23 protein-coding genes are annotated in these 21,786 nt (G+C 69.2%); 13 read left to right on the top strand and 10 right to left on the bottom strand.

The window, feature by feature from the left end; translation table 11 throughout:
- Nucleotides 1-31: 31 nt before the first annotated feature.
- The 4 genes from V5D55_RS10570 to V5D55_RS10555 all read right to left on the bottom strand — a co-directional run bounded on the left by V5D55_RS10570 (nt 32) and on the right by V5D55_RS10555 (nt 5,291).
- A complete protein-coding gene (locus tag V5D55_RS10570) occupies nt 32-3,034 on the bottom strand; it encodes an AAA family ATPase (protein ID WP_435742701.1) in 3,003 nt (1,000 codons plus the stop codon).
- The gene (locus tag V5D55_RS10565) at nt 3,035-4,204 is read right to left on the bottom strand and encodes an exonuclease SbcCD subunit D (protein ID WP_435742699.1); all 1,170 of its coding nucleotides are present in this window, start codon (nt 4,202-4,204) and stop codon (nt 3,035-3,037) included.
- 244 nt (nt 4,205-4,448) lie between these two features.
- Complete coding sequence (locus V5D55_RS10560; RefSeq protein ID WP_435742697.1) at nt 4,449-4,931, bottom strand: DIP1984 family protein; 483 nt, start codon at nt 4,929-4,931, stop codon at nt 4,449-4,451.
- 51 nt (nt 4,932-4,982) lie between these two features.
- Complete coding sequence (locus V5D55_RS10555) at nt 4,983-5,291, bottom strand: GNAT family N-acetyltransferase (protein WP_435742695.1); 309 nt, start codon at nt 5,289-5,291, stop codon at nt 4,983-4,985.
- Between the two features lie 329 nt (nt 5,292-5,620).
- Here V5D55_RS10555 and V5D55_RS10550 point away from each other — a divergent pair, with 329 nt between their 5' ends.
- The 6 genes from V5D55_RS10550 to V5D55_RS10525 all read left to right on the top strand — a co-directional run bounded on the left by V5D55_RS10550 (nt 5,621) and on the right by V5D55_RS10525 (nt 9,920).
- On the top strand, nt 5,621-6,340 hold the full coding sequence (locus tag V5D55_RS10550) for a winged helix-turn-helix domain-containing protein (protein ID WP_435742693.1): 720 nt from the start codon (nt 5,621-5,623) through the stop codon (nt 6,338-6,340).
- 32 nt (nt 6,341-6,372) lie between these two features.
- A complete protein-coding gene (locus V5D55_RS10545) occupies nt 6,373-7,332 on the top strand; it encodes a DNA-3-methyladenine glycosylase family protein (RefSeq protein ID WP_435742691.1) in 960 nt (319 codons plus the stop codon).
- Nucleotides 7,333-7,356: 24 nt separating this feature from the next.
- Nucleotides 7,357-7,554: a hypothetical protein gene (locus tag V5D55_RS10540; RefSeq protein ID WP_435742689.1), complete on the top strand. Its 198-nt coding sequence runs from the start codon at nt 7,357-7,359 to the stop codon at nt 7,552-7,554.
- Nucleotides 7,555-7,598: 44 nt separating this feature from the next.
- Nucleotides 7,599-8,003: a VOC family protein gene (locus V5D55_RS10535; protein WP_435742687.1), complete on the top strand. Its 405-nt coding sequence runs from the start codon at nt 7,599-7,601 to the stop codon at nt 8,001-8,003.
- 270 nt (nt 8,004-8,273) lie between these two features.
- A complete protein-coding gene (locus V5D55_RS10530; protein WP_435742685.1) occupies nt 8,274-9,443 on the top strand; it encodes an RtcB family protein in 1,170 nt (389 codons plus the stop codon).
- 78 nt (nt 9,444-9,521) lie between these two features.
- Nucleotides 9,522-9,920 carry an MmcQ/YjbR family DNA-binding protein gene (locus V5D55_RS10525; RefSeq protein WP_435742683.1) on the top strand — a complete coding sequence of 133 codons (399 nt, stop codon included), beginning with the start codon at nt 9,522-9,524 and terminating at the stop codon, nt 9,918-9,920.
- 2 nt (nt 9,921-9,922) lie between these two features.
- Here V5D55_RS10525 and V5D55_RS10520 read toward each other — a convergent pair whose 3' ends face one another.
- On the bottom strand, nt 9,923-11,386 hold the full coding sequence (locus V5D55_RS10520) for an MFS transporter (RefSeq protein ID WP_435742681.1): 1,464 nt from the start codon (nt 11,384-11,386) through the stop codon (nt 9,923-9,925).
- Entirely contained in the window at nt 11,383-12,783 is a 1,401-nt protein-coding gene (locus V5D55_RS10515; protein WP_435742679.1) for a M20/M25/M40 family metallo-hydrolase, read from the bottom strand. The genes V5D55_RS10520 and V5D55_RS10515 overlap by 4 nt, the downstream gene beginning before the upstream one ends.
- Nucleotides 12,784-13,019: 236 nt before the next feature.
- Here V5D55_RS10515 and V5D55_RS10510 point away from each other — a divergent pair, with 236 nt between their 5' ends.
- The 5 genes from V5D55_RS10510 (at nt 13,020) to V5D55_RS10490 (ending at nt 15,518) form a co-directional block, all read left to right on the top strand.
- On the top strand, nt 13,020-13,760 hold the full coding sequence (locus V5D55_RS10510; protein WP_435742677.1) for an SDR family oxidoreductase: 741 nt from the start codon (nt 13,020-13,022) through the stop codon (nt 13,758-13,760).
- 138 nt (nt 13,761-13,898) lie between these two features.
- Entirely contained in the window at nt 13,899-14,258 is a 360-nt protein-coding gene (locus tag V5D55_RS10505; protein ID WP_435742674.1) for a hypothetical protein, read from the top strand.
- A 5-nt stretch (nt 14,259-14,263) separates the two neighbouring features.
- Nucleotides 14,264-14,662 (top strand): DUF1801 domain-containing protein, encoded by a 399-nt coding sequence (locus V5D55_RS10500; RefSeq protein WP_435742671.1) that lies wholly within the window; start codon nt 14,264-14,266, stop codon nt 14,660-14,662.
- An 88-nt stretch (nt 14,663-14,750) separates the two neighbouring features.
- Nucleotides 14,751-15,017, top strand: a complete 267-nt coding sequence (locus V5D55_RS10495; protein WP_435742669.1) for a thioredoxin family protein — start codon at nt 14,751-14,753, stop codon at nt 15,015-15,017.
- Nucleotides 15,018-15,107: 90 nt separating this feature from the next.
- Nucleotides 15,108-15,518 (top strand): VOC family protein, encoded by a 411-nt coding sequence (locus V5D55_RS10490; protein WP_435742668.1) that lies wholly within the window; start codon nt 15,108-15,110, stop codon nt 15,516-15,518.
- A 33-nt stretch (nt 15,519-15,551) separates the two neighbouring features.
- Here the strand turns inward: V5D55_RS10490 and thrC are convergent, their stop codons facing one another.
- The 3 genes from thrC to V5D55_RS10475 form a co-directional block, all read right to left on the bottom strand.
- Nucleotides 15,552-16,955 carry a threonine synthase gene (gene thrC, locus V5D55_RS10485; RefSeq protein ID WP_435742666.1) on the bottom strand — a complete coding sequence of 468 codons (1,404 nt, stop codon included), beginning with the start codon at nt 16,953-16,955 and terminating at the stop codon, nt 15,552-15,554.
- A gap of 126 nt (nt 16,956-17,081) precedes the next feature.
- A complete protein-coding gene (locus tag V5D55_RS10480; protein ID WP_435742664.1) occupies nt 17,082-17,576 on the bottom strand; it encodes a methylated-DNA--[protein]-cysteine S-methyltransferase in 495 nt (164 codons plus the stop codon).
- Nucleotides 17,577-17,613: 37 nt separating this feature from the next.
- Complete coding sequence (locus V5D55_RS10475; protein ID WP_435742662.1) at nt 17,614-18,546, bottom strand: LysR family transcriptional regulator; 933 nt, start codon at nt 18,544-18,546, stop codon at nt 17,614-17,616.
- Between the two features lie 92 nt (nt 18,547-18,638).
- On the opposite strand from V5D55_RS10475, the gene V5D55_RS10470 reads away from it, so the two are divergent.
- Nucleotides 18,639-19,904, top strand: coding sequence for an MFS transporter (locus tag V5D55_RS10470; protein WP_435742660.1), 1,266 nt, complete (start codon nt 18,639-18,641; stop codon nt 19,902-19,904).
- Between the two features lie 13 nt (nt 19,905-19,917).
- Nucleotides 19,918-20,730 (top strand): alpha/beta fold hydrolase, encoded by an 813-nt coding sequence (locus tag V5D55_RS10465; protein ID WP_435742657.1) that lies wholly within the window; start codon nt 19,918-19,920, stop codon nt 20,728-20,730.
- A gap of 49 nt (nt 20,731-20,779) precedes the next feature.
- Here V5D55_RS10465 and erm read toward each other — a convergent pair whose 3' ends face one another.
- Nucleotides 20,780-21,547: a 23S ribosomal RNA methyltransferase Erm gene (erm, locus tag V5D55_RS10460; protein ID WP_435742655.1), complete on the bottom strand. Its 768-nt coding sequence runs from the start codon at nt 21,545-21,547 to the stop codon at nt 20,780-20,782.
- Nucleotides 21,548-21,786: the final 239 nt, after the last annotated feature.

The following is a 21,786-nucleotide window of genomic DNA, read 5'->3' as shown; positions in this document are numbered from 1 at the left end:
CCCGGAGCTTCTGCGCGGGAGCCGCTTCGCCTCAGCGCGTCTCGATGATGCTCGGCCCGTTCGGCATCGCCCGCACCGTGAGCTGCGCAGGGATCTGCTCCTGCATGGCTTCGACGTGGCTGATCACGCCGACAGTGCGACCGCCCTGCCTCAGTTCATCGAGCGTGCGCATCGCCACGTCGAGGGTGTCGCCGTCGAGGGAGCCGAATCCTTCGTCGATGAAGAGCGTGTCCAATCGGATGCCGCCGGCTCGCGCCGTGACCACCTCGGCGAGCCCCAGCGCGAGGGCGAGCGAGGTGAGGAAGGTCTCTCCTCCGGAGAGCGACTGGGGCGGGCGCGTCTGGCCGGTGAAGGCATCCGAGACCACGATCCCCAGACCGGATGCTGCGCCACGGGCGGCGAGCGCGTCGGAGTGCTGCAGCTGATAGCGGCCGGTGGACATGTCATACAGCCGACGATTCGCCGCCTCGACGATCTCTTCGAGCTCTGCCGCGAGCACGAACGTCTCCAGCGTCATCTTGCGGGTGTTGGCGCCGCGACCCGCGATCGTGTCGGCGAGATTCTGGAGCACCTCGAACTCGGCTGCATCCTCCCCTGTTCGGGCGTGTTCGGCGGCGGCTGATTCGATGAGGTCGTCGAGCCGCTCCGCGGTGCCGGACGCACGGCTCGCCTCATCGACGGCGCGTGTCCAGGTCACGCGGGCGGTGGTGGCGGCCTCCTCCGCCGGAGCCAGATCGATCGGCTCCTCCGGCAGGGTCCGCAGCTCGAGATCGAACAGGATCGCCCGCTCCTTCTCGCGCTGCACCGCGTGCTGGGAGATGCGGAGGTCGAGGGCTTCCTGCGCTGCTGCGCTCCGGAGGGCGTCTTCGGCGGCAGGCACGTCGGGGAACGCGGATGCCGCGAGTGCCGCGACCTGCTCCGCCTCCGCGTCGGCGAACGCCTGCGACCTGCGCGTACGTTCGGCGGTCGCCTCGGCGAGCGTGCGGGCGGACGACACCTTCGCCGCCGTGTCAGCCTGGCGTTCGGCGACAGACGCGAATGATCCGCGTGCCTCGGCGATCACCTCGCGGGCCTCCGCGATGCGCTGAGCGAGAAGAGCGAGGCGTTCTCTCGCCGCCGCGAGGGTCGCAGCGTCTTCCACAGCCTGCCGCTCCAGCCCCTCGGCGCGGAGGGTGATCTCACGCAGCTGCGTCTCGACGACCTCGAGCCGTTCGGCAGCCGTGAGGCTCTGCGTGTGCAGGTCGGTCGCCGCTGCTCGCTCGACCTCCGCCTGCTCGATGCTGCGGCCGTCGGCCCGAGTGTCGGCGGCAGCGAGCTCGGCCCGCACGGCGGACGTCGTGGCAGCCGCGTCGCGCTCCTCTTCTGCCGCCTGGTCTCGGGCGGCCTCAGCCGTGGAGATGTCTTCGGCCGAGACGGGATCTGCGTGTGTGGCCGGCGCCGGATGCTCGAGCGCCCCGCACACCGGGCACGGCTGCTCGTCGACGAGGTCGGAGGCGAGCTCGCCCGCCATGCCGTCGAACCGTCGCTGCCGCAGTTTCGCCAGGGCGCTCTGCGCGGAGGCGTGGGCGATCGTCGCCGCCGTCAGCTGCTGCTCGGCGAGCTGTTGCGCCGCCCGAAGACGCTCGACATCGCGAGCCGCCGAGACCCGAGCCGTGGCGGCATCGCGGGCGGCGAGGAGATCCGCCTCTCGATCGGCCGCGCGCCGGAGTTCATCGCGCTCAGACGTCAACAGGGCTGTCTGCGCCGGCAGGCGAGAGCGCTCCGTCTCCCCCTCCTCCACGCGTGCGTTCGCTGCCTCGACGGCCTCCTCTGCGGAGCGCAGCTCGGAAGAGAGCGCCGGCTCCTGCTTCTCGAGCTCCCGCGCGCGGTCCCACGCTCCGCTCTCCCTGGTGCGTTCGACGGCCCAGGCTTCGAGATCATCGGCGTCAGAGACCTCGAACAGCTCCCAGACGGCTCGGGCGTCCTGCTCCGCAGCAGCCGCGGTCGCGAGTGCCGCCCGCGCACGAGCAGTCGCAGCGATGGTCGCGCGCAGGCCTTCAGCCGACCGAGCATCGGCCAGCTCTGCACGAGCCGCGGTGATCGCCGGTTCCTCGTCGTCGAGTCCCGCGAGTGCCACCCGTGCGCGATCGCGCTCGGCTTGGTCTCGCCGCTCTTCGCGCCGCGCGGCAAGCAGCGCGTCGGCATCGATCGAATGCTGCTCTGCCTCCGTGCGTTCCGAGGCACGGCGCTCGGCGCGGTAGTCGGCACGCGCCTTCGCCCGCCGCAGCTCATCGAGACGCTGAGTAGTCGTCGTCCGTGCCGCCGGCTCTGCCGCATCGGGGCCCGCAGACGTGTCGGCGTCGGTCGTCTCCCCCCAGAGTTCGGCGGTCAGGACGAGACGCTCGGCTTCCTCGACGCGGGCAGCGACTGTCGCGAGGCGCGCACCGAGGGCCTGCTCGGCGATCTTGCGCCGCTCGTCGAAACGGGCCTGCACGTCTTCGAACCGCTGCGTGCCGAAAAGCCGGCGCAGCAGTGTCTGGCGGTCTTTGCTACCGGCGAGCAGGAACTCGGAGAACCGGTTCTGAGCGAGCAAGATCACCTGCAGGAACTGCTCGCGACTCAGCTGCAGGATCTCATCGAGCTCGTTCGCCACGTCGACCGCCCTGGCGGCACGACCGACCCATCCGGCATCCGTCCACTCGTCGAGCGAGACGGCCGTGGCCTGCTTGGTCAAGCCGCCGCCGCGCTTGGCGGGACGCAGGTATTCGGGCGAACGCGTCACGCGGAACCGACCGGCCGACCCGCTGAACTCGACGACGACCTCCGAGATGTCGTCGGGCTCGCAGTGGTCGCTGCGCAGCCGCTTCTCGCCGCCGTCGTAGCGCGGCACACCACCGTAGAGGCCGAAGCAAACGGCGTCGAGGATGCTGGACTTGCCGGCGCCCGTGCGACCGGCGATCAGGAAGATGCCGTCGTCGGCGAAAGCGTCGAAATCGACCGTCTGACGCGACCGGAACGGGCCGAACCCCTCGACCTCCAGGCGGTGGAGACGCATCTAGACGAGCGCCTCCGCACGCACCCGGTCATCCAGCACCGCGCGGATCAGCTCGCTCTCGGTCTCTGTCGCCCCGCGACCCGCACGCACGTGTTCGAGGAAGGCATCGATGCGTTCGGTGTCGGTGACGGCCGCCCGCAAGCGCTGCGAGTACGACCGCTCCCGCTCCTCGGGAGCAGCGATCGGCTGATGCTGCACCATGGCGCAGTAAGGGAAGCTCTCGCGCAGGCGGCGCATCGGCTCGGGCTGCGGCACCGCGTCGGTGTAGATCGCGCACACCCAATCGCCGGCATGCTCCGCGACGTTGGCCGCGGTCAGGATCTCGTCGAGCGGGCCGGTGAGCGTGACGAGGCGGCGCGGCACCGGCAGCTCGAGCCATTCGACCGATGCGAGCCCTTCGGCGTCGAGATCGACGAGCCACGATCCGCGCGGCTTGTGCTGCTCTCCGAAGCTGTAGTGCAGCGGCGCTCCGGCGTATCGCACGCGATCGCTGAGCTGCTGCCGCCCGTGGATGTGACCGAGAGCCACGTAGTCGGGCCCGTCGAACACGCCCAGCGGGACGACGTCGAGCCCGCCCTGACGCACCTCGCGCTCGAGCCCTGCCGTGGCGTCGACGCCTGCCGCGAAGCAGTGTGCGATGGCGACCGATCGCCCGGGGTGCGCGCTCATGCCCGCGCGGACGAGGTCCATCGCGTGCGCCATCGTCTGCGCCTGTGTGCGGAGCTGCCGCCCCTCGGAGTCACCGTCCGGCCAGTGCTGACGCACGATCGCCGGCTCGAGGTACGGGATGCCGAAGAACTGCACGGGACCGTCGGCATCATCGAGCGTGACCGGCACTCCGACCGCGAGCGGATCGGTGAGCACGTGGATGCCGTCTCGCAGCAGCCGGGCCTGGAAGCCGAGCCGCGCCGCGGAGTCATGGTTGCCGCTCGTCACGATGACGCTGGCCGCGGTCTCGTGCAGCGCGACCAGAGCGTCGCCCAGCAGGGTGTAGGCGGGACCGGACGGAGTCGCGGAATCGAATACGTCGCCCGCGACGACCACGACGTCGACGGAATGCTGCTTCACCTGCGCAGTGAGCGCTCCGAGCACCTCGGCCAGCGCGTCCATGGTCGAGTGACCGTGGAATGTGCGACCGATGTGCCAGTCGGAGGTGTGCAGGATTCGCATACTCACACGGTACGAACCCCCTCCGACATTCCGTCCGAGGCGTGCCGCAGACGGGGAGGAGAAGAGCGGAAGGTCCCCTGACCCACCCTCGTCACGACGATCGACACGCGGTGGTGCATGGTGCGCTGTGCGCTTTCACCTGTGCGGCGTGCGGGGCTGCGCGATGCGATCCGGGCTGCCCTCCGCCCCTCAGGTGTGCCGGAACTTGCCCCTCCCGGCGGGGGTTGTGCCCGCTTCGTCGTGACTACCGACTTCCGCTCTCCCCCTCCAGGTCGTTGGTCCAGTTCGCCTGCTGGATCCGGTTGTCGAGTTCGCGCAGTTCCTTCGCGACCGCGTCGGCCCTGGTGCGCAGCTCCGCGACCGGGAGCGCGGAGATCTTCCTCAGCTCCGATCTCATCTGGCGCTGGAAGTTGTCGTTCGACCCGGATGCTGCGGCCGCGGCATCCGCCAGCAAGGAGTGCTGCAGCCGCAGCACGTCGCGCGTGGCGAGAGCATCCGTCATGGTCCCGTCCTGGCCGAGGTCGAGGCGCGAGTTCGTCGCATTGATGCGACGGATCAGATCACGCAGCTGGACGAGCGCGGCATCCGCTTCGACGATGAGAGCCGCGGCGTCCTCGGCCGGCTCCTCCCCCTCCTGGAATCGAGCATTCGAGGTGATACGGGCGCGCAGCTGTTCGATGCGACGCTGCAGATCGGCTCGTGCGGTGAGGGCCTCGGCGAGTTTCATTCCTTCATCCTGCCAAATCCCCCGCGTAACAGAACGAAATAGTCTGCGCGGTCAGCGTGAACGCAGCAGCGAGGCGTGTTCGGGGTTCGCCGCGAACCAGTCGGCGACGTACCAGCAGACGGCGTCGACCTTGCGATCCCCGCGTGCCTCGATGTCGGCGACGGCCCCCTCGACGACCTTCCCTGCGTAGCCGTGCCCGCGGAAAGTCGGGACGGTGAAGGCCCTGGTCAGGGCGATCGTGTGTCCGTCGTCCCGATAGTCGAGCACGCTCACGAGTCGACCGTCGCGCATGAGCGTGTAGCGGGATTCATCCTTCTCATCGGTCAGGATGAACCCGCCGATCGTGCTCGAGATCGTCATTCGAGCAACGTTACGCCCGCTTCTGCGCAGAGGGTCCGTTTTGACACGGGGTGACACGATCGGACATAATCCCCCCATGACCACCAACGCAAGCCCTTTGTCCGCCCAGGAGGCGAACAGGACTGCCGGGATGATGATGCCCGGTCGCGTTGGCATGTGTTGCCGAATGTGTCGCTGAACGAACAGCCACCCCGCCTGACTTGAACTTCTCGCCATCTGCGAGGCCAGAGTCACCGAGCATCCACCCTTGCTCGCTTCCCGGCTCCGCCGGTCATTCATGCAACGCATCAGAGCCTCTCTCCGGCTCACGTCCTGAGGACCACATCATCATGTCGAACATCGCACTTCTCGAGCGTCCCGCCGCCACCGCCCAGGCCCGCACCGTCCGCCCGCAGCAGCCCGAGGCCGCCGCCCCGCTCAACGCCGCCGCCGCCGACCTCCCCGCTGTCCGCTCACCGCGCGGCTTCGCCCTCTACGTCGGACTCGACGAGATCAAGGCCGCCGAGGCCGGCGTCAGCCTCCCGCTCCTCGTCGATGCCCTCCGCCGCACACTGGCCGAGCTCGCTCCCGGTGCCGAGACCCACGCCACCGTCGCCCTCGCCCCGCACGGTTCCGGTGGACGCGACCTCGACGTCGTCCGCCTCGCCCTGCAGGAGCCAGGGGCGATCGCCCGCACCAAGGCCGCCGCCGAGGAGGAGGTCGCCGAAGAGGAGAGCGGCGTCACCGTCGACATCTCCCGCAAGCGCGTGCTCATCGACGGCGAATCCGCCGCCTTCACCTACAAGGAGTTCGAGCTCCTCCAGTACCTCGTCCTCCGCGAGGGCCGCACGATCGAGCGCAGCGAACTCGTCTCCGCCCTCTGGCAGGCGCAGGACGACGAGACCCCCGGTGAGCGCACCATCGATGTGCACGTGCGCCGCCTGCGCGCCAAGCTCGGCCGCTACGAGGACATCGTCCGCACGGTGCGCGGCATCGGCTACCGCTTCGACCGGCACGCCGACGTCGTCATCCGCTACGGTCACGGCACGCCTTCGCCCGACCGCTTCTGATCACTGTCAGTCGCCCCGCGTAGGGTGGGCGCATGACTCTGACAGCGGATTCCGCAGCGGCCCAGACCGCAGGCTCGGATGCTGCGCAGGAGACCGTCTACCGGCCTCGGCACGACCTCGATCTCGGTCGCACCGTCGGCGTGCTGCGCCGAGGTGGTGGCGATCCGACGACCATCATCGACGGACAGGTGATCTGGCGAGCCGTGCGCACCCCGCTCGGCGCCGCGACGCTCGCGTTGCGGGCGGCGGGCGACGAGATCCGCGCGACCGCGTGGGGCGCCGGAGCTGCTGAGGCGCTCGACCGGGTGCCCGACCTGTGCGGCGCCCGCGATGACGCCGATGGGTTCGACGCCTCGGGGCATCCGCTCATCGCCGAGGTCGCCAGTCGCACCCCCGGCCTGCGCCTCACCCGCACCGACGAGGTGTTCGATGCCCTCGCGTGCGCGATCCTGGAGCAGAAGGTCACCAGCATGCAGGCCTTCGGCGCCTGGCGATTCCTGGTGTCGCGGTTCGGCGAGCGCTCCCCCGGCCCGACTCCGCGCCCGATGTTCGCTGCTCCCGCGGCATCCGTCTGGCGGACGATCCCCTCGTGGTCGTATCACCGCGCCGGAGTCGAGCCGCCGCAGTCGAAGACGATCGTGCGCTCTGCCGAACGCGGCGACCGCATCGAGCGTGCGGTCCGCGCCGCAGCCGGCGGCGCAGACAGCGAGCGGATCCTCACGAGCCTGCCGGGAGTCGGACCATGGACCTCGGCCGAGACGCGCATCCGCGCCCTCGGCGACCCGGACGCGGTGAGCGTCGGCGACTATCACCTGGCACACGAGGTCGGCTACGTCCTGACCGGCACCCGCACCGACGACGACGGCATGCTCGAGCTCCTCGCTCCCTGGGCGGGGCATCGCCAGCGCGTCATCCGCCTGATCTACGCGAGCGGCGTGAAGGAGCCGCGCCGCGGCCCGCGCCTCGCACCCGAGAACCATCGCGACCGCTGAGCCCCCGAGATCTAAGCTGAGGTCATGTCCCGCACCATGCTCCGCGTGTCCGTCACCGTCGGTCTGCTGATCCTCGGCGTCGTCATCGGGCTCATCTTCCAGAACGTCTGGCTCGGTCTGCTGCTGGCCGCGATCGTGTGGCTCGGTTGGTTCCTCGGCTACGAGTCGCGCCGCGGGAACAACGCGGGCGTCAACGACGAAGACCACGGCATCGAGCTCTGACCGCCCTCTGGCGCGACGTCCGTCGCCCCTGGAAGACTGGGCACATGGCTCTCCTCGATCACCTGGGCATCACCGTCGCCGACCTCGAACGGGGCCGGGCGCAGTTCCATCCGGTTCTCACGGCACTCGGCTATCGGAGCGGCGGAGAGGACGACCACTCGATCTCGTGGAACAACGGCGACGAGACCGAGATGATCCTCTACGTGTGGGACGAGGAGTCCGGCCCGCACCGGCACGGCCGCGTCGGGTGGCAGCATCTCGCCTGGGCGGTGGAGTCCCGCGCGGAGGTGGATCGCCTCCACGCGATTGCCCTGGAGGCAGGGTGGACCGCCGTGCGCGAGCCGAAGGCGTATCCGCGCTACTCCGACCGGTACTACGCCTCGTTCGTCGAGGACGCCGACGGCATCCGCATCGAGTTCATGTACAACCCGCCACGCGATCCGGCTTGACTCCCGGGCGTGTCGCCCCCTATTCTCGGAAAGCTGTGCCGACCGGCGCAGCACGCCAGCCGAGGAGACGACCGGATGACCGCCCTGCGGAATCAGCCCTTCGCCGCGGTCGACGCGCTTCAGCAGAAGCACGACGACCGCAACGAGTCGTACCCTCCGGCGCGCGCCGTGTGACAGCATCCGCTCTCGCAAGCCCCGCACCGTCAGGTCCGGGGCTTTCTTCTTGACTTCCCCGACCTGTGGCTGGACACCCACACAAGGAAAGGAATCATGGAGAGGCTCTCCACACGGCTGCTGTCGTGGGCATCGCTGATCGACGAGAAGACACTCGCTCAGGCGCACACCACGGCCCGCATGCCGTTCATCCACCCGCACCTGGCGCTGATGCCGGATGCGCACCTCGGCAAGGGGGCGACGGTCGGCTCGGTCATCCCGACGCTCGGCGCCATCATCCCCGCCGCCGTCGGTGTCGACATCGGCTGCGGCATGATCGCCGTGCGCACGCAGTTCACGGCGAACGACCTGACCGGTCGCGACCTCGCTCCCCTCCGGGAGCAGATCGAGCGCGCCATCCCGCTGTCGGCCGGACGCTACAACAACAAGGTCGTCGCGACGGCTGAGCCGCGCATCGCCGAGCTCGAAGCGCTCGCTGAGAAGAACGGGTTCGACCCCGAGCAGTACGCGAAGAACTGGCGGCTGCAGCTGGGCACGCTCGGCTCCGGCAACCACTTCATCGAGGTCTCGGTCGACGAACTCGACCGTGTGTGGCTGTTCCTGCACTCGGGTTCGCGAGGCGTCGGCAACAAGATCGCCATGAAGCACATCTCGGTCGCGCAGCGGCTCGCGAAGCAGTGGTGGATCGACCTCCCCGACCCCGACCTGGCGTACCTGGTGGAGGGAACGCCGGAGTTCACCCGGTACATCCGGGAGCTCCGGTGGGCCCAGCACTTCGCCCTGCTGAACCGGGACGAGATGATGGACCGCGTCGTGCGGCAGGTGTCGGAGTTCCTCGGCACGCCGGTGGCTGAGCAGGAGCGCATCAACTGCCACCACAACTTCACCGAGTCGGAGAAGCACTTCGGCAAGCAGGTGTGGGTGTCGCGGAAGGGAGCGATCCAGGCGGATGCCGGACGTCCCGGGCTCATCCCCGGGTCGATGGGAACCGCCTCCTACGTGGTGGAGGGGCTCGGCGACCCGCAGTCGCTGAACTCGTCTCCGCACGGCGCCGGGCGGAACTTCTCCCGGTCGACGGCGCGGAAGACGTTCACACACGAGCAGTTGCGGGAGGCGATGGTCGGGATCGAGTTCCGTGACACGAGCGCCTTCATCGACGAGATCCCGCAGGCGTACAAGCCGATCGACCAGGTGATGGCGGATGCCGCGAGCCTGGTGTCGATCCGGCACACGCTGCGGCAGCTCGTCAACGTGAAGGGCGACTGAGCAGAGGGGTCGGGTGGAGCATGCTCCGCCCGGCCCCTCTTGCGGCAGAGTGGAGAGAACCAGAATGCAGGAGGACACGTGAACGGCGAGGAACTGCAGGAGTGCGCTCGGGCACGAGTCGGCGAGCTTCCCGGTGCCGTCCTGGAATATCCGTTCGGCCCCGAATGGGAGGTGTTCAAGGTGCGGGACAAGGTGTTCCTGCTGATGACCGATGTCACCGGTGATCCGATGGTGACCCTGAAGGCCGACCCGGAGGACAGCAAGGCACTCCGGGAGCAGTTCGAGGCCATCACTCCCGGCTATCACATGAACAAGAAGCACTGGATCACGGTGCACCCGTCCGGAGACCTGGAGCCGGAGCTGATCGAGGACCTGGTCACGGATTCGTATCTGCTCGTCGTGGCCAATCTTCCGCGCGCGAAACGGCCGGTCGACCCTGCCACGTTCGGGCAGGACGACCGACGCGGTCGCGGCTGATCTCAGACGGCCGGCGCAGCTTCGGTCTCGACCGTCCGATCGGTGAACGCGGCCTTCGGAACGAACACGAGCAGGACCGCGGCGGCGAGCGCCGTGACGCCGCACACCACCCACACGGTGAAGTAGCCGGCGAGAGACCCCGCCGTGCCCTCGGTCGCACCGGCGGCCGTGCTCGCCACGCCGTTGAGCAGCGCGATGCCGAACACGCACGAGGCGATCGCACCACCGACCGTCTTCACCGAGTTGGTGAGGCCGGTCGCGACGCCCGTCTGCGACGCAGGAGCAGCGGATGCCGCGGCCGCGGGCAGCGCCGCGACCAGGGCGCCGGAGCCCAGACCGACCACCACCATGTTCGTGATGACCTGTGCGTACTCATGGTGGAACGGCAGGAAGAGGAGGAAGCCGATGCCGACCAGGACCGACGCGCCCATCAGCGTCACCCGCGGCGACAGCCTCCGCGCGACCGTCGGGAAGAGCAGGGCACCGGTGATCATCGCGATCAGGTAGACGCCGATGATCAGCGACGTCGCGAATCCCGTCGTACCGAGCCCGTACCCGTAGACGGTCGGGTCGGTGCGCGCGAAAGTCGACAGCGGGGCCTGCGCACCGAGCACGCTGACACCGAAGAGGCCGGCAGTGAGGAACACCGGACCCAGCGCGGGCGAGCGGAACATGCGCACATCGATCAGCGGGTCGTCGCAGCGGAGCTCCCAGAGCACGAACGGGATCACGAGGAGGAGTCCGGCGACGACGACCGCCCAGGACCACGGGTTGGACAGGCCGCCCTCGAGGCGGAGCAGGCTGAGTCCGCCGGTGAAGCAGACGAGTGCGAGGGAGATGAGGACGAGGCCGACCGTGTCGAAGATGCCTCCGGTCGGGTCGGGGGACTCCTTCACCCCGAACAGGATGACGAAGAAGCAGATCACGATGAGGACGGCGGGAACGAGCAGGACGATCGTCAGAGGCAGCACGTCGATGAGCGCACCGCCGACCAGCGCGCCGATGATCGCGCCACCCTCGAGTGCGGCGACCAGGAGCCCTGCGGCCTTGGCGGTGATCGAGGAGCGCCCCTCCATGCGCCGGGAACGCGACCAGATGAGGGCGATCTCGAGCGGCAGCCAGACGACGTAGAACCCCATCAGCGACCACGCGGCGAGGAAGACGCCGAAGGAGTCGGTGAACGGCAGCACCAGGGCGGCCGCGGCGGTGAGCGCGGTGGAGATCAACAGCATCCGCTTGTGGCCGATCATGTCGCCGAGCTTCGCGAAGGCGGGGACGACGAGCGCCGACAGCATGAGCTGCGCGCCCTCCAACCAGTTCACGTCGGCGTCGTGGATGCCGAGGTGCCGGGCGATGTCACTGAGCATGGGCGTGTAGTAGCCCTGCAGCACGCCGCTGGTGAATTCGACGAAGGCGAGGAAGCCGACGACGACCGCAAGGGTGCCGAGTGTCCGGGTGCGCGTCATGCGATTTCCTTTTCGGGGTCGGTACCTGAGCGAGGAGCGGAGCGACGAGACGAAGGGCTCTGCAGCCGTTCGAGGAGTGAGCGATGGAACCGCTCTCCGCGTTCGAGCGCCGCGATCTCGACGCTCTCATCGACCCCGTGGATCGAAGCGCGCTGCGCGTTCGACATGTCCAGCGGGGCGAAGCGGTACACCGCGGGCGAAAAGCGGTGGAAATGCCTCGAGTCCGTGGCTGCCATCATCACGTACGGGACGGCCGGGACCCCCGGGTGCGAGACCTCGAGTGCGTCGGCGAGGAGGGCGAACTGCGCGTTGTCGGTCGGCGATTCCGGCGACGGTTCACTCGAATCGACCACCTCGACCGCGACGAGCGGGTCGCGGACACGACGACGGAGGCGCAGCGCGGTCTGCTGCGTGGTCTCCCCCAACGCGATGCGCAGATTGACCGTGGCGGACGCCTGCGACGGCAACACGTTCGCCGCCGTACCGCCGGACTGCATGGTCGGCGCGACCGTCGTGCGGACGAGCGCCGCGGGCTCGCCGCCCAGCGCGGCGAAGACACGCGCCGTCAGCGGAGGCACGGCGCCGAGGAGTCGCAGCAGATGCCGCGCCGGCCCCGGCGTCTGCGCGGCCAGCTGCGTCAGCATCCGGAGAATCGCCTTCGAGGCGTGCGGACGGAACGTGGTGGGGCCGAGTCGATCGACCGCCCGCGCGATGCGACGGACGGCGGTGATCGACGGCGGTGCTGACGCGTGGCCGCCGTCACCACGGGCGGACAGCTTCACCGTCATGATGCCCTTCTCGCCCACGCCGATCATCGCCGCCCGCCCCGGCACGAAGGGAAGCGGCGCGTCGACCACGGCACCACCCTCATCGACGACGAGCCAGGGCACGATACCGCGATCGCGCAGCACGCGCGCGATCTCCTCGGCCCCCCGCCCGAATGTCTCCTCGTTGCCGCCGAAGGAGAGATAGACGTCGCGCGCCGGGACGAAGCCGTCGGCGAGCAGGTTCTCGACGGCTTCGAGCACGACGATCAGCGGCCCTTTGTCGTCGAGCGCGCCGCGCCCGTAGACGAAGCCGTCGGCGACCACACCCGCGAACGGCGGATGGGTCCAGTCGTCGCTCTCATCGACCGGGACGACGTCGTAGTGCGCCATCAGGACAACGGGACCATCGGATGCCGCGTCGTGTCCTGTCCAGTGGAACAGCAGCCCGAAGTCGGTGTGACGCTCGAGCCGCAGTTTCTCGTGCGTCAGCGGGTACAGCTCCGCGATCAGTGCGACGAAGTCCTCGAACGGAGCAGCGCCTCGCTCCTCGAGCTCGGCGGAGACGGTGGGGAGCCGGATCATCTGGGAGAGCCGGTCGGCGATGCCCGGCCGCACGGTCGGTGTGGTCACAGTCGTCATCGTAGCGAGCGGCTCGTCTCGGCATCCGCCACGGTCCCGACCATGCGGTACGACAGGGCGAGCAGGTTGCGACGCTCGGACTCCAGCGCATCGATATCGTCCCTCGTCTCCTATCCTGTCCTCGGCCGGACGATTCGTCGACCGTCGTTCTTCTTCGCTGCCGCACCCCACGTTTCCGCCTCCCCCGTCGTCGGAGAGGTACGAGCCCCTATGAGAGAGAGTCCGTCATGAAGATCGCCGTCGCAGGAGGAACAGGTGTCGTCGGTCGGCACACCGTCGATGCGGTGCGGGAAGCCGGTCATGAGCCGGTCGTGCTCAGCCGATCCCAGGGCGTCGATCTGGTCTCGGGGAAGGGACTGGATGCCGCGCTCGAGGGTGTCGACGCCGTGATCGATGTCGCCAGCATCGAGACGCTCAAGGCGGCGGCCGCGATCGAGTTCTTCACCGCTGCGACCGGGAATCTTCTCTCCGCGGCAGCGGATGCCGGAGTCTCGCACGTGGTTCTGCTCTCGATCGTCGGGATCGACCGCATCCCCTACGACTATTACGCCGGCAAGGTCGCCCAGGAGAAGGTGGTCGAGGCTTCACGGGTGCCGTGGAGCATCCAGCGTGCGACGCAATTCCACGAGTTCGCGGCGCAGATGTTCGAGCGGGCGAAGCTCGGCCCGCTGCACGTCGCCCCGAACGCGCGGACCCAGCCCGTGGCCGCCCGGGAGGTCGGTGAGCGACTGGTCGCCCTCGCCCTGGGACGACCGCAGGGCCGGGTGCGAGACTTCGCCGGACCTCGTGAGGAGAGGCTCGCCGACATGATCCGCGCCTTCGCCCGCCACGAGGGATATCGCGGGTGGATACCGGCGCTGAACGTGCCGGGTCCACAGATGCGGGGCATGCGCGCCGGCGACGCGCTGCCCGGTGCGGACGCCGACCTCGGTCGCCAGACGTTCGCCGAATGGCTCGCCGCGCGCTGACCTTCGGAGGGAACGCCACCCGCCGATGCGAGCACCGCACCACTCCTGCACAGGTCTCGTCAGATTGACGTCGTCCCCACTCTGCGCCGTGTGCCTGAACCTCTTGGCATGATCGAACCATCAGCACAGAATGGGAGCGTGCCCGCCTTGACCGAACCACAGACCTGGACCATGATCGGAGCCGTCGTCGCCCTGATGTTCGGCATGATGACCCTGGTCTCGACACTGTTCATCCGCGTGCTCCGGGCCGAGCTCGGCGGGGTGCGTTCCGAGCTCGGCGGGCTGCGCTCCGAGATGATCAGCCGGTTCGATGCCGTCGATGAACGCTTCGTCGCGGTCGACGCGCGATTCGATGCCGTCAATTCACGATTCGATGCCGTCAATTCACGATTCGACTCCGTCAATTCACGATTCGACTCCGTCAACACCCGCATCGACGGGCTCGATCGCGACGTGCGTGCCCTCGTCAAACACACCTTCGGATTGGATCGGGGTTAGCCCGCATGGCACTTCCCGCCGACATCGCCGATTACCACCGCAAGCTCGATCCGGAGGATCGCGAGATCTGCGAGCTGCTCGCCTCGGAGATCGGTCGCGGACTCCCCGAAGCGCAGTCCAAGGTGTGGCACGCGCACCCGGTCTGGTTCCTCGACGGCAATCCGATCGTCGGGTACGACCGCCTGAAGGACGCCGTGCGGTTGATGTTCTGGAGCGGGCGGTCCTTCGACGTCGGCGGTCTCGCCCCGTCCGGCACCTTCCAGGCCGCCGAGGTGCGGTTCAACGACGCCAGCGAGATCGACATCGATGCACTCGCCAGCTGGCTGTCGACGGCCCGCACGATCCAGTGGGACTACGAGCACATCCGCACGAACCGCGGCCTGGTCAAGCGCACCGACTTCTGAGTTCGACTGCACGATCGTGTCGCGGGAACATCGCGCACGCTCAACGGGTTGCATCCTCTGAGCAGCGAACGCCGCCGAGGAGGTACGGATGCAGCTGACCCTGGTCTCCTCGTCGTTCTGCGGCGCGTGCTCCCGCACCCGCTCCGTGCTCGCCGACGCCGCCCGCTTCCTGCCGGATGCGACAGTCACCGAGATCGACGTCGCTCGAGAGCCCGATGCCGCCGAGGCGCTCGACATCCGCTTCACGCCGACCGTCATCATCCGCGACGACTCGGGCGCAGAGGTCTTCCGGGCAGAGGGCGTGCCGACTGTCCCGCAGGTGCTGACCGCGGCGGTCAAGGCGCTGCCAGCCTGACACGGGCCCTTGCGGAGCCACCGCCCGCGGCGCAGACTGGCGGCATCGATGCCGACCCGGCACTCGTCCAGCCATCCCGGGGAGCCGCTCATGCCTGATCTCAATCCGTACCTGTCGTTCCGCACCGATGCCCGTCAAGCGCTCGAGTTCTATCAGAGCGTCCTCGGCGGCGAGCTCGACATCAGTGTCTTCGGCGACTTCCCCGACATGGTGCAGGATCCGAGCCAGCACGACCTCGTCATGCACGGGCAGCTCAACACGCCCGATGGCCTGGTCCTGATGGCGTCGGACACCCCCGACGGCATGACCTACGAGAAGCCACAGGGCATCTCGGTGTCGCTCAGCGGAAACTCGCAGGAGGTGACGAAGAAAGTGTGGGACGGGCTGTCCGACGGCGCCACGATCACGATGCCGCTCGACGTTCCCCCGTGGGGCGGAACGTTCGGCATGCTCGTCGATCGCTTCGGCATCGCCTGGATGCTGCACGGAGACCCGGAGTGAGCTGAACGGCCAGAACGGCGACCGCTCGCGCGCTCAGTGGAGTGCGTTCTCCTCGATGAAGGCACGAAGCGCGTGCTCGTCGTCGGCCATCTCCGTGACGTGCTGCGGCGCGTCGAGCATCTCGCGCAGTTCCGGCGCGTACGCGAGCTCGATACCGATCGCCTCGTGGATCGTCTCGGCGAACTTCTCCGGCTTCGCGGTCTCGAGCACGAGCATCGGCACACCGGGCTCCAGGTATTCGCGCGCGATCCGCACGCCGTCCGCCGTGTGCGGATCGATGACCTCGCCCGTCGTCTCGTAGGCGGACCGGATCGTCGCGAGGCGGTCCTCGTGGGTCGAGGTGCCGCTCACGATGCCGAACTCGTCGACGAAGCGCGCCACATCGGCCGAGAAGTCGAAGAAGCCCTGCTCGGCGAGATCGTGCCAGGCGCCGACGACACGGGAGGCGTCACGACCGACCAGTTCGAAGATGAAGCGCTCGAGGTTCGACGCCTTGGAGATGTCCATCGACGGGCTGGAGGTTGCGAGGGTGTCCGCTGCGCTCCTCGGCCGGTAGATGCCCGTGCGGAAGAACTCGTCGAGCACGTTGTTCTCGTTCGCGGCGAGCACGAGTCGGCGGATCGGCAGGCCCATCTGCTTCGCGTAGAACCCGGAGAGGATGTTGCCGAAGTTGCCCGACGGCACCGTCACGGAGAGTTCGGTCCACCCCCCGGCATCCGTCGCGCGCAGCCACGCCCAGAAGTAGTAGACGACCTGGGCCGTGATGCGCGCGAGGTTGATCGAGTTCACCGCGCCGAGGTGCTGGGCGCGCTTGAAGACGAGGTCTCCGGCGAGGTGCTTGACGAGGTTCTGGCAGTCGTCGAAGACACCCTCGACCGCGATGTTGTGCACATTCGCATCGTCGAGCGAGAACATCTGCGCACGCTGGAATGCGCTCATGCGTCCCTGTGGCGACAGCATGAACACGGCCACCCGCTCCTTGCCGCGGAGGGCGTGCTCGGCGGCCGACCCGGTATCACCCGACGTCGCGCCGAGGATGTTGAGCACCGAGTCCTTGCGCTCCAGCGTGTACTCGAGCGCCTGGCCGAGGAACTGCATCGCCATGTCCTTGAAGGCGAGCGTCGGCCCCTCGGAGAGTCCGACCAGCGTGATGTCGTCGTCGATGGCGCGGAGCGGCACGACGCCGTCCGGGAAATCCTCGTAGGCGTCGGCCGTCATCCGGGCGAGGTCTTCGCGCGGGATGTCGGTCGCGAAGAGTGCGAGCACCTCGGTCGCGAGCTGCGGATACGTCAGCGCGCGCCAGCGCTCGAGCGTCTCACCGTCGACCGTCGGCATCGTCTCGGGGACGGCGAGGCCGCCGTCGGGCGCCAGCCCCTCCAGGAGCGTCTCGCTGAACGACTGCGGCTGCATGCCGCCGCGGGTGGAGATGAACGGCACGTTGGCTCCTCGGATCGGGACTCGGCGTCTCCATTCTCGCAGGCCGCATCGGCGGGATCGGACGGATGACGAGGGTCGCGATCACTCCATAGGCTGAGAGGCCTCGGAGAATCTCTCAGCCGACGATCAGAACAGCGAGGTCGGCAGCGCGCCTTCGAGTTCGAGCAGCCAGCGCTTGGTCTCGAGGCCCCGGCCCTCGTCTCCCCCGGAGTATCCGCCGAGCCCGTCACCGGAGACGACGCGATGGCACGGGACGATGATCGGGAGCGGGTTCGCACCCATGATCGAGCCGATGCCGCGCGCGGGAACGTCGGTGCCGCTGCGTGCGGCGAGCCCGCCGTACGTGATCGTCTCGCCGTGCCCGACGGTCTCATGGAGGGCGGTCAGCACCGCACCCGTCGCCGCCGTCTGAGTACCCAGGTCGATCGGCAGATCGAAGCGACGCAGGGCGCCGTCGAAGTAGGCGCGCAGCTGTGCGATCGCCTCAGCGAGCAGCGGGTCGATCTCCGGCGCGGTGTCGTCGGGCGGAGTCGAGCGCCAGGAGATCTGGGTCAGCGCCGCACCGTTGCTCACCACTCCGATGTTTCCGACCGGTGTCGGAAGCGTGGCGAAGGCGGGCATGCGACGAGAGTACCGCCGACGCGGGACATCGGACGGGCTACCCGGCGAGAGCCCGGTTCTCCGGCGACGGCAGCCAGGAGCCGTCCGGCACTTCGAGCCATCCGTGCGACTGCGCGAGCTCGGCCGCGGCATGCCGGAGGTCTGTCAGAGCGGGGTGCTCCAGACCGCTGCGCCACGTCATCGCCCAGGGGAAGAGCGGAATCGGATCGATGACCGGAAGGAGCACGGCGCCATCGACCGGCGGCTGGGAGGCGAGGGCGAGCACGGGTGCACTGCGGAGGCGCAGATGCTGGGCGAGTTCATCCCCGCCCGCGACCATCGGGTGGCCGATCGCGGGGTCGATCCCGAATGGTGCGAGCAGCTGGGTGGTGGCGTCGATCCAGCCGTCCGTGACATGCGCGCCCGCCCGCGAGCAGACGCGCGTGCCCCGAAGATCCTCGAACGGAATCGCCTGCCGGTCCGCGAGCGGATGCCCGTCCGGGATGAGGACCATGACCGGCTCCAACCGCACGAGCTGCGAGGCCGTCTCCGCCGACGGCCGGCTCACACGATCGAAGGCGACGTCGGCGGAACCGCCCCTGCTTCCCCCTCCCGTGCGACTGAACCGCGCGAAGAACTCCTGCCCTGGCGCGCGGCCTCTGGCGGCATCGAGCACGCGTGCGGGAGTGAGCTCGGGGTCCACCACGTCGACCACGAGCGGCTCGTCTTCGCGGAGTTCGCGCAGCGCGAGATCATGCAGAGCGAGGATCTCGCGCGCTCGCGGCAGCAGCCGCCGACCGGCATCCGTCAGCTCGACGCTGCGCGTGGAGCGCGTCAGCAGCGGAGCGCGGGCCTGATCCTCGAGCCGGCGGATGTCACGGCTCAGGGCCTGCTGCGCGATGAACAGCCGCTCGGCCGCGCGGCGGAAGTGCAGCTCTTCCGCCACCGCGACGAAGTGCCGCAGCAGACGCAGCTCCAGCTCATCGGCCATGATCTCGTTATACCCGATTCACAACAGGAACGCGTCAATCCGCGGGAAACGGGTGTTGGAGGCGGAGCCCCCTGCGGGGTCACTCTGGACGCATGGACACACTCCGCTCCCGCCACCGGATCATCACGCTCAGTCACGGGCTGACCGGGCTGCTGACGGCTGTCTGGGGCGCCGGGCTTCCCGCGCTGGACGTGCGGCTCGACCTCGGCCCCGCCGCACTCGGCGCGATGCTGCTCACTGTCGCCGGTTGCGCTCTGGTGGCCATGCGAGCCGGCGGTCGTCTCGGCCGATCGGGTGAGCGGATGCTGGCCGTCGCGCTGCCGATCGCCGGTGTCGCTCTGGTGTTGGCGGGTGTCGCCGCATCGCTGCCGGTCCTCGTGGTGGCGGCGGGACTGTTCGGCGCCGCCTGCGGCGTGATCAACATCGCGCTGAGCACCGAAGCGATGCGCGTGGAGTCGGCGATCGGACGGCCGGTGATCGCCCGCATGCACGGGTTCTGGACGCTGGGTGCGGCCGGCGGCGGTCTCCTGCTCGCCGGTGTCCTGCATGCGGGACTCGACAGCCGTCTCGCGATCTCCGGCACGGCGGCACTGCTGGTGACGGCATCCCTTCTGGTGGCCGTCCGGCTGCGCACTCTTCCCGCGGGTACCGACCATGCTCACACGCCGGCGCCGGACTCGCGCCCCGAGCCGTCCTCGAACGACCGCACTGCGCCCGCCATCGGGAACGGCCCGCTCATCGCCCTGGGCCTGCTGGGTGCCGCGGCCTTCGTCACCGAGGGCGCCGCGACGGACTGGGCAGGCGTGCACGCGGTCCGCGCCCTCGGCGCGGACCCCGCCGCGGGCTCCCTGGTCTACGGCGTCTTCTTCCTCGCGATGACCGTGATGCGGTTCTGCGGTGACGCTCTCCGACAGGCCATCGGTCCCCTGCACACCGTCCGTCTGACCGGCACCCTCGCCGTGATCGGCTACGTCGCGATACTGATCTCCGGCCTGGTGCCGGGCACACCGATCGCGGTCGCCGTCGCCCTGTTCGGGTGGGCGCTGGCAGGAGCCGGAACAGCCCTCGTCTGGCCGATCGTGATCGGCACCCTCGCGGAGCGCGGCGAGTCGGCCAGACGGCTGTCGCTCGTCACGATGGTCAGCTACGGCGGCGGGCTGCTCGGGCCGGCCATGATCGGGTTCCTCGCCTCTGCGGTGTCCCTGCCCACCGCCATGCTGCTGCCAGCGGGACTCGCCCTCCTCGTCGCGACCATCGCGCCCGCGGCCATCCGCCGCTGCCGCAGCATCCGCCCATCGACCATTCCGACGACGCCCTCGACCGACCACGCCGTATCCGACACCACCCGCACCATCTGACAAGGAGAATCCCATGAACACCACCGCGACCCTGGATCGCACCGACGCCCGCCTCCACTACGAGGTTCGAGGGTCCGGTCCGCTCATCGCGCTCATCGGCTCGCCGATGGATGCCGACGCCTTCGCCCCGTTCGCCGACGAACTGGCGACGGATCACACCGTCCTCACCACCGATCCGCGCGGGATCAAGCGCAGCTCGGTGACCGACCCGGATCAGGATTCCGGTCCCGCCCTGCGTGCCGCCGATGTCGCCGCACTGATCGAGCACGTCGGAGCGGGGCCGGCCGCCGTGTTCGGCTCGAGCGGAGGAGCGGTGACGGCGCTGGCCCTCGTGCAGGCGCGTCCCGACCTCGTCGACGTCGTGATCGCGCACGAGCCGCCGCTGCTCGACCTCCTCCCCGACCGCGTGGAGCAGCTGCAGACCGCCGACCGTCTGATCGCGCTGGCGCTCTCCGGTGATCGGCTCGGCGCGTGGCGCACGTTCTTCGCGCAGGCGAACATCGAGATGCCCGAGGAGATGCTCGTGCAGTGGTTCGGCGGCGACGCCGACCCGCAGCACCTGGCCGACGAACAGTTCTGGTTCGGGCACGAGTACCGCGGCAGCGTGGGCTGGCAGCCCGACATCGACGCGCTCCGCGGTGTGCCGACGCGGTTCGTCCTGGGCATCGGCGAGGAGTCCGTCGGCCAGCTCTGCGAGCGGACCACCACGGCGCTCGGTCGGCTCCTCGATGTCGAGCCGACCCGGTTCCCCGGCGACCACACCGGCTTCGTCGACCATCCGGAGGAGTTCGCCACGCGGCTCCGTTCGGTACTCGCGGGCGTCTGACCCCCAGACGAGAGGGGCGCGCCGTGGCTTCGCGGCGCGCCCCTCCCGCTCAGTCCGGTCGACCGATGTCGCGCCAGAGCCCTGCCCAGTGCGCCGGCGTGAGATCGCGGGGCAGGCGCTCCTGCGATGCCCCAGCCGCGGTCAGCGCGCGTCGCGCCCGCGGCCTCGCGACGCGGGCCGCCGAACCGACGACGGCCTCGAGCGTCGACCCGCGGGCCGTGAACATCGCCCGGACGAAACCTTCGTACGATCGACGCTCACCGACCGGCACGAGCGGCGAACCTCGCCGCGAGATCGACAGCAGGCCGCCGTCGACGCTCGGCTGCGGAGAGAAGCCCCAGGCCGGCACCCGCCCCTGCAGCTCGAACTCGAACCACGGCGCCGACTGTGCCGTCATCATCGTGCTGCCGCCGACCCCGGAGCGCTTGCGCGCCACCTCCCACTGGGTGAGCAGCACCGCGTGCCGCCATCTCCCGGTCGAGAGCAGCCGACGCAGGATCGGCGTCGTCAGGTGAAAGGGGATGTTGCCGACCACGACGTCGGCGTCGAGCGGATGACGCGTCGCATCCGCGTGCTCGACCCGCACACCGGGCAGTCGTCCGCGCAGTCGGCGCACGCGATGCTCATCGATGTCGATGGCCGTGAGCGGTCGGCCGAGGTCGGCGAGGGTGCGCGTGAGGGCGCCGTCGCCCGCCCCGAGTTCGAGGATCGAACCGGAGGTCTCGTGGACGAGTGCGGTGATGCGACCGAGGGTCGGTCGGTGGGTGAGGAAGTTCTGGCCGAGTTCGTGTCGGCCGCCATGGATTGAACGAGGCATGAGTGCGCTCCAGAAGAAGAATCGGAGCACCTCGGATGAGGGAGGACGCAGAGAAGCGTCAGTGCGGACTGCCCGTCCAGAGGTGCGATGACATCTCGATGGACGGCGCGCAGATGCGTGCGAGGAGCGAGCGCGCCGTCAGGCGCGGCGGTCGCGGAACACGAGGGTGCGCCCCATAACGGGCGCGAAGCATATTGTTCCCATGGATGACAGCCTAGCGACGCCCGGTGCGACGCTCC

Origin of the sequence: Microbacterium sp. PMB16, from assembly GCF_051294855.1 — a bacterium.
Classification (GTDB): Bacteria; Actinomycetota; Actinomycetes; order Actinomycetales; family Microbacteriaceae; genus Microbacterium.
Note: the sequence above shows the minus strand (reverse complement) of the source record. Positions and strands in the feature narration are given on the sequence as shown.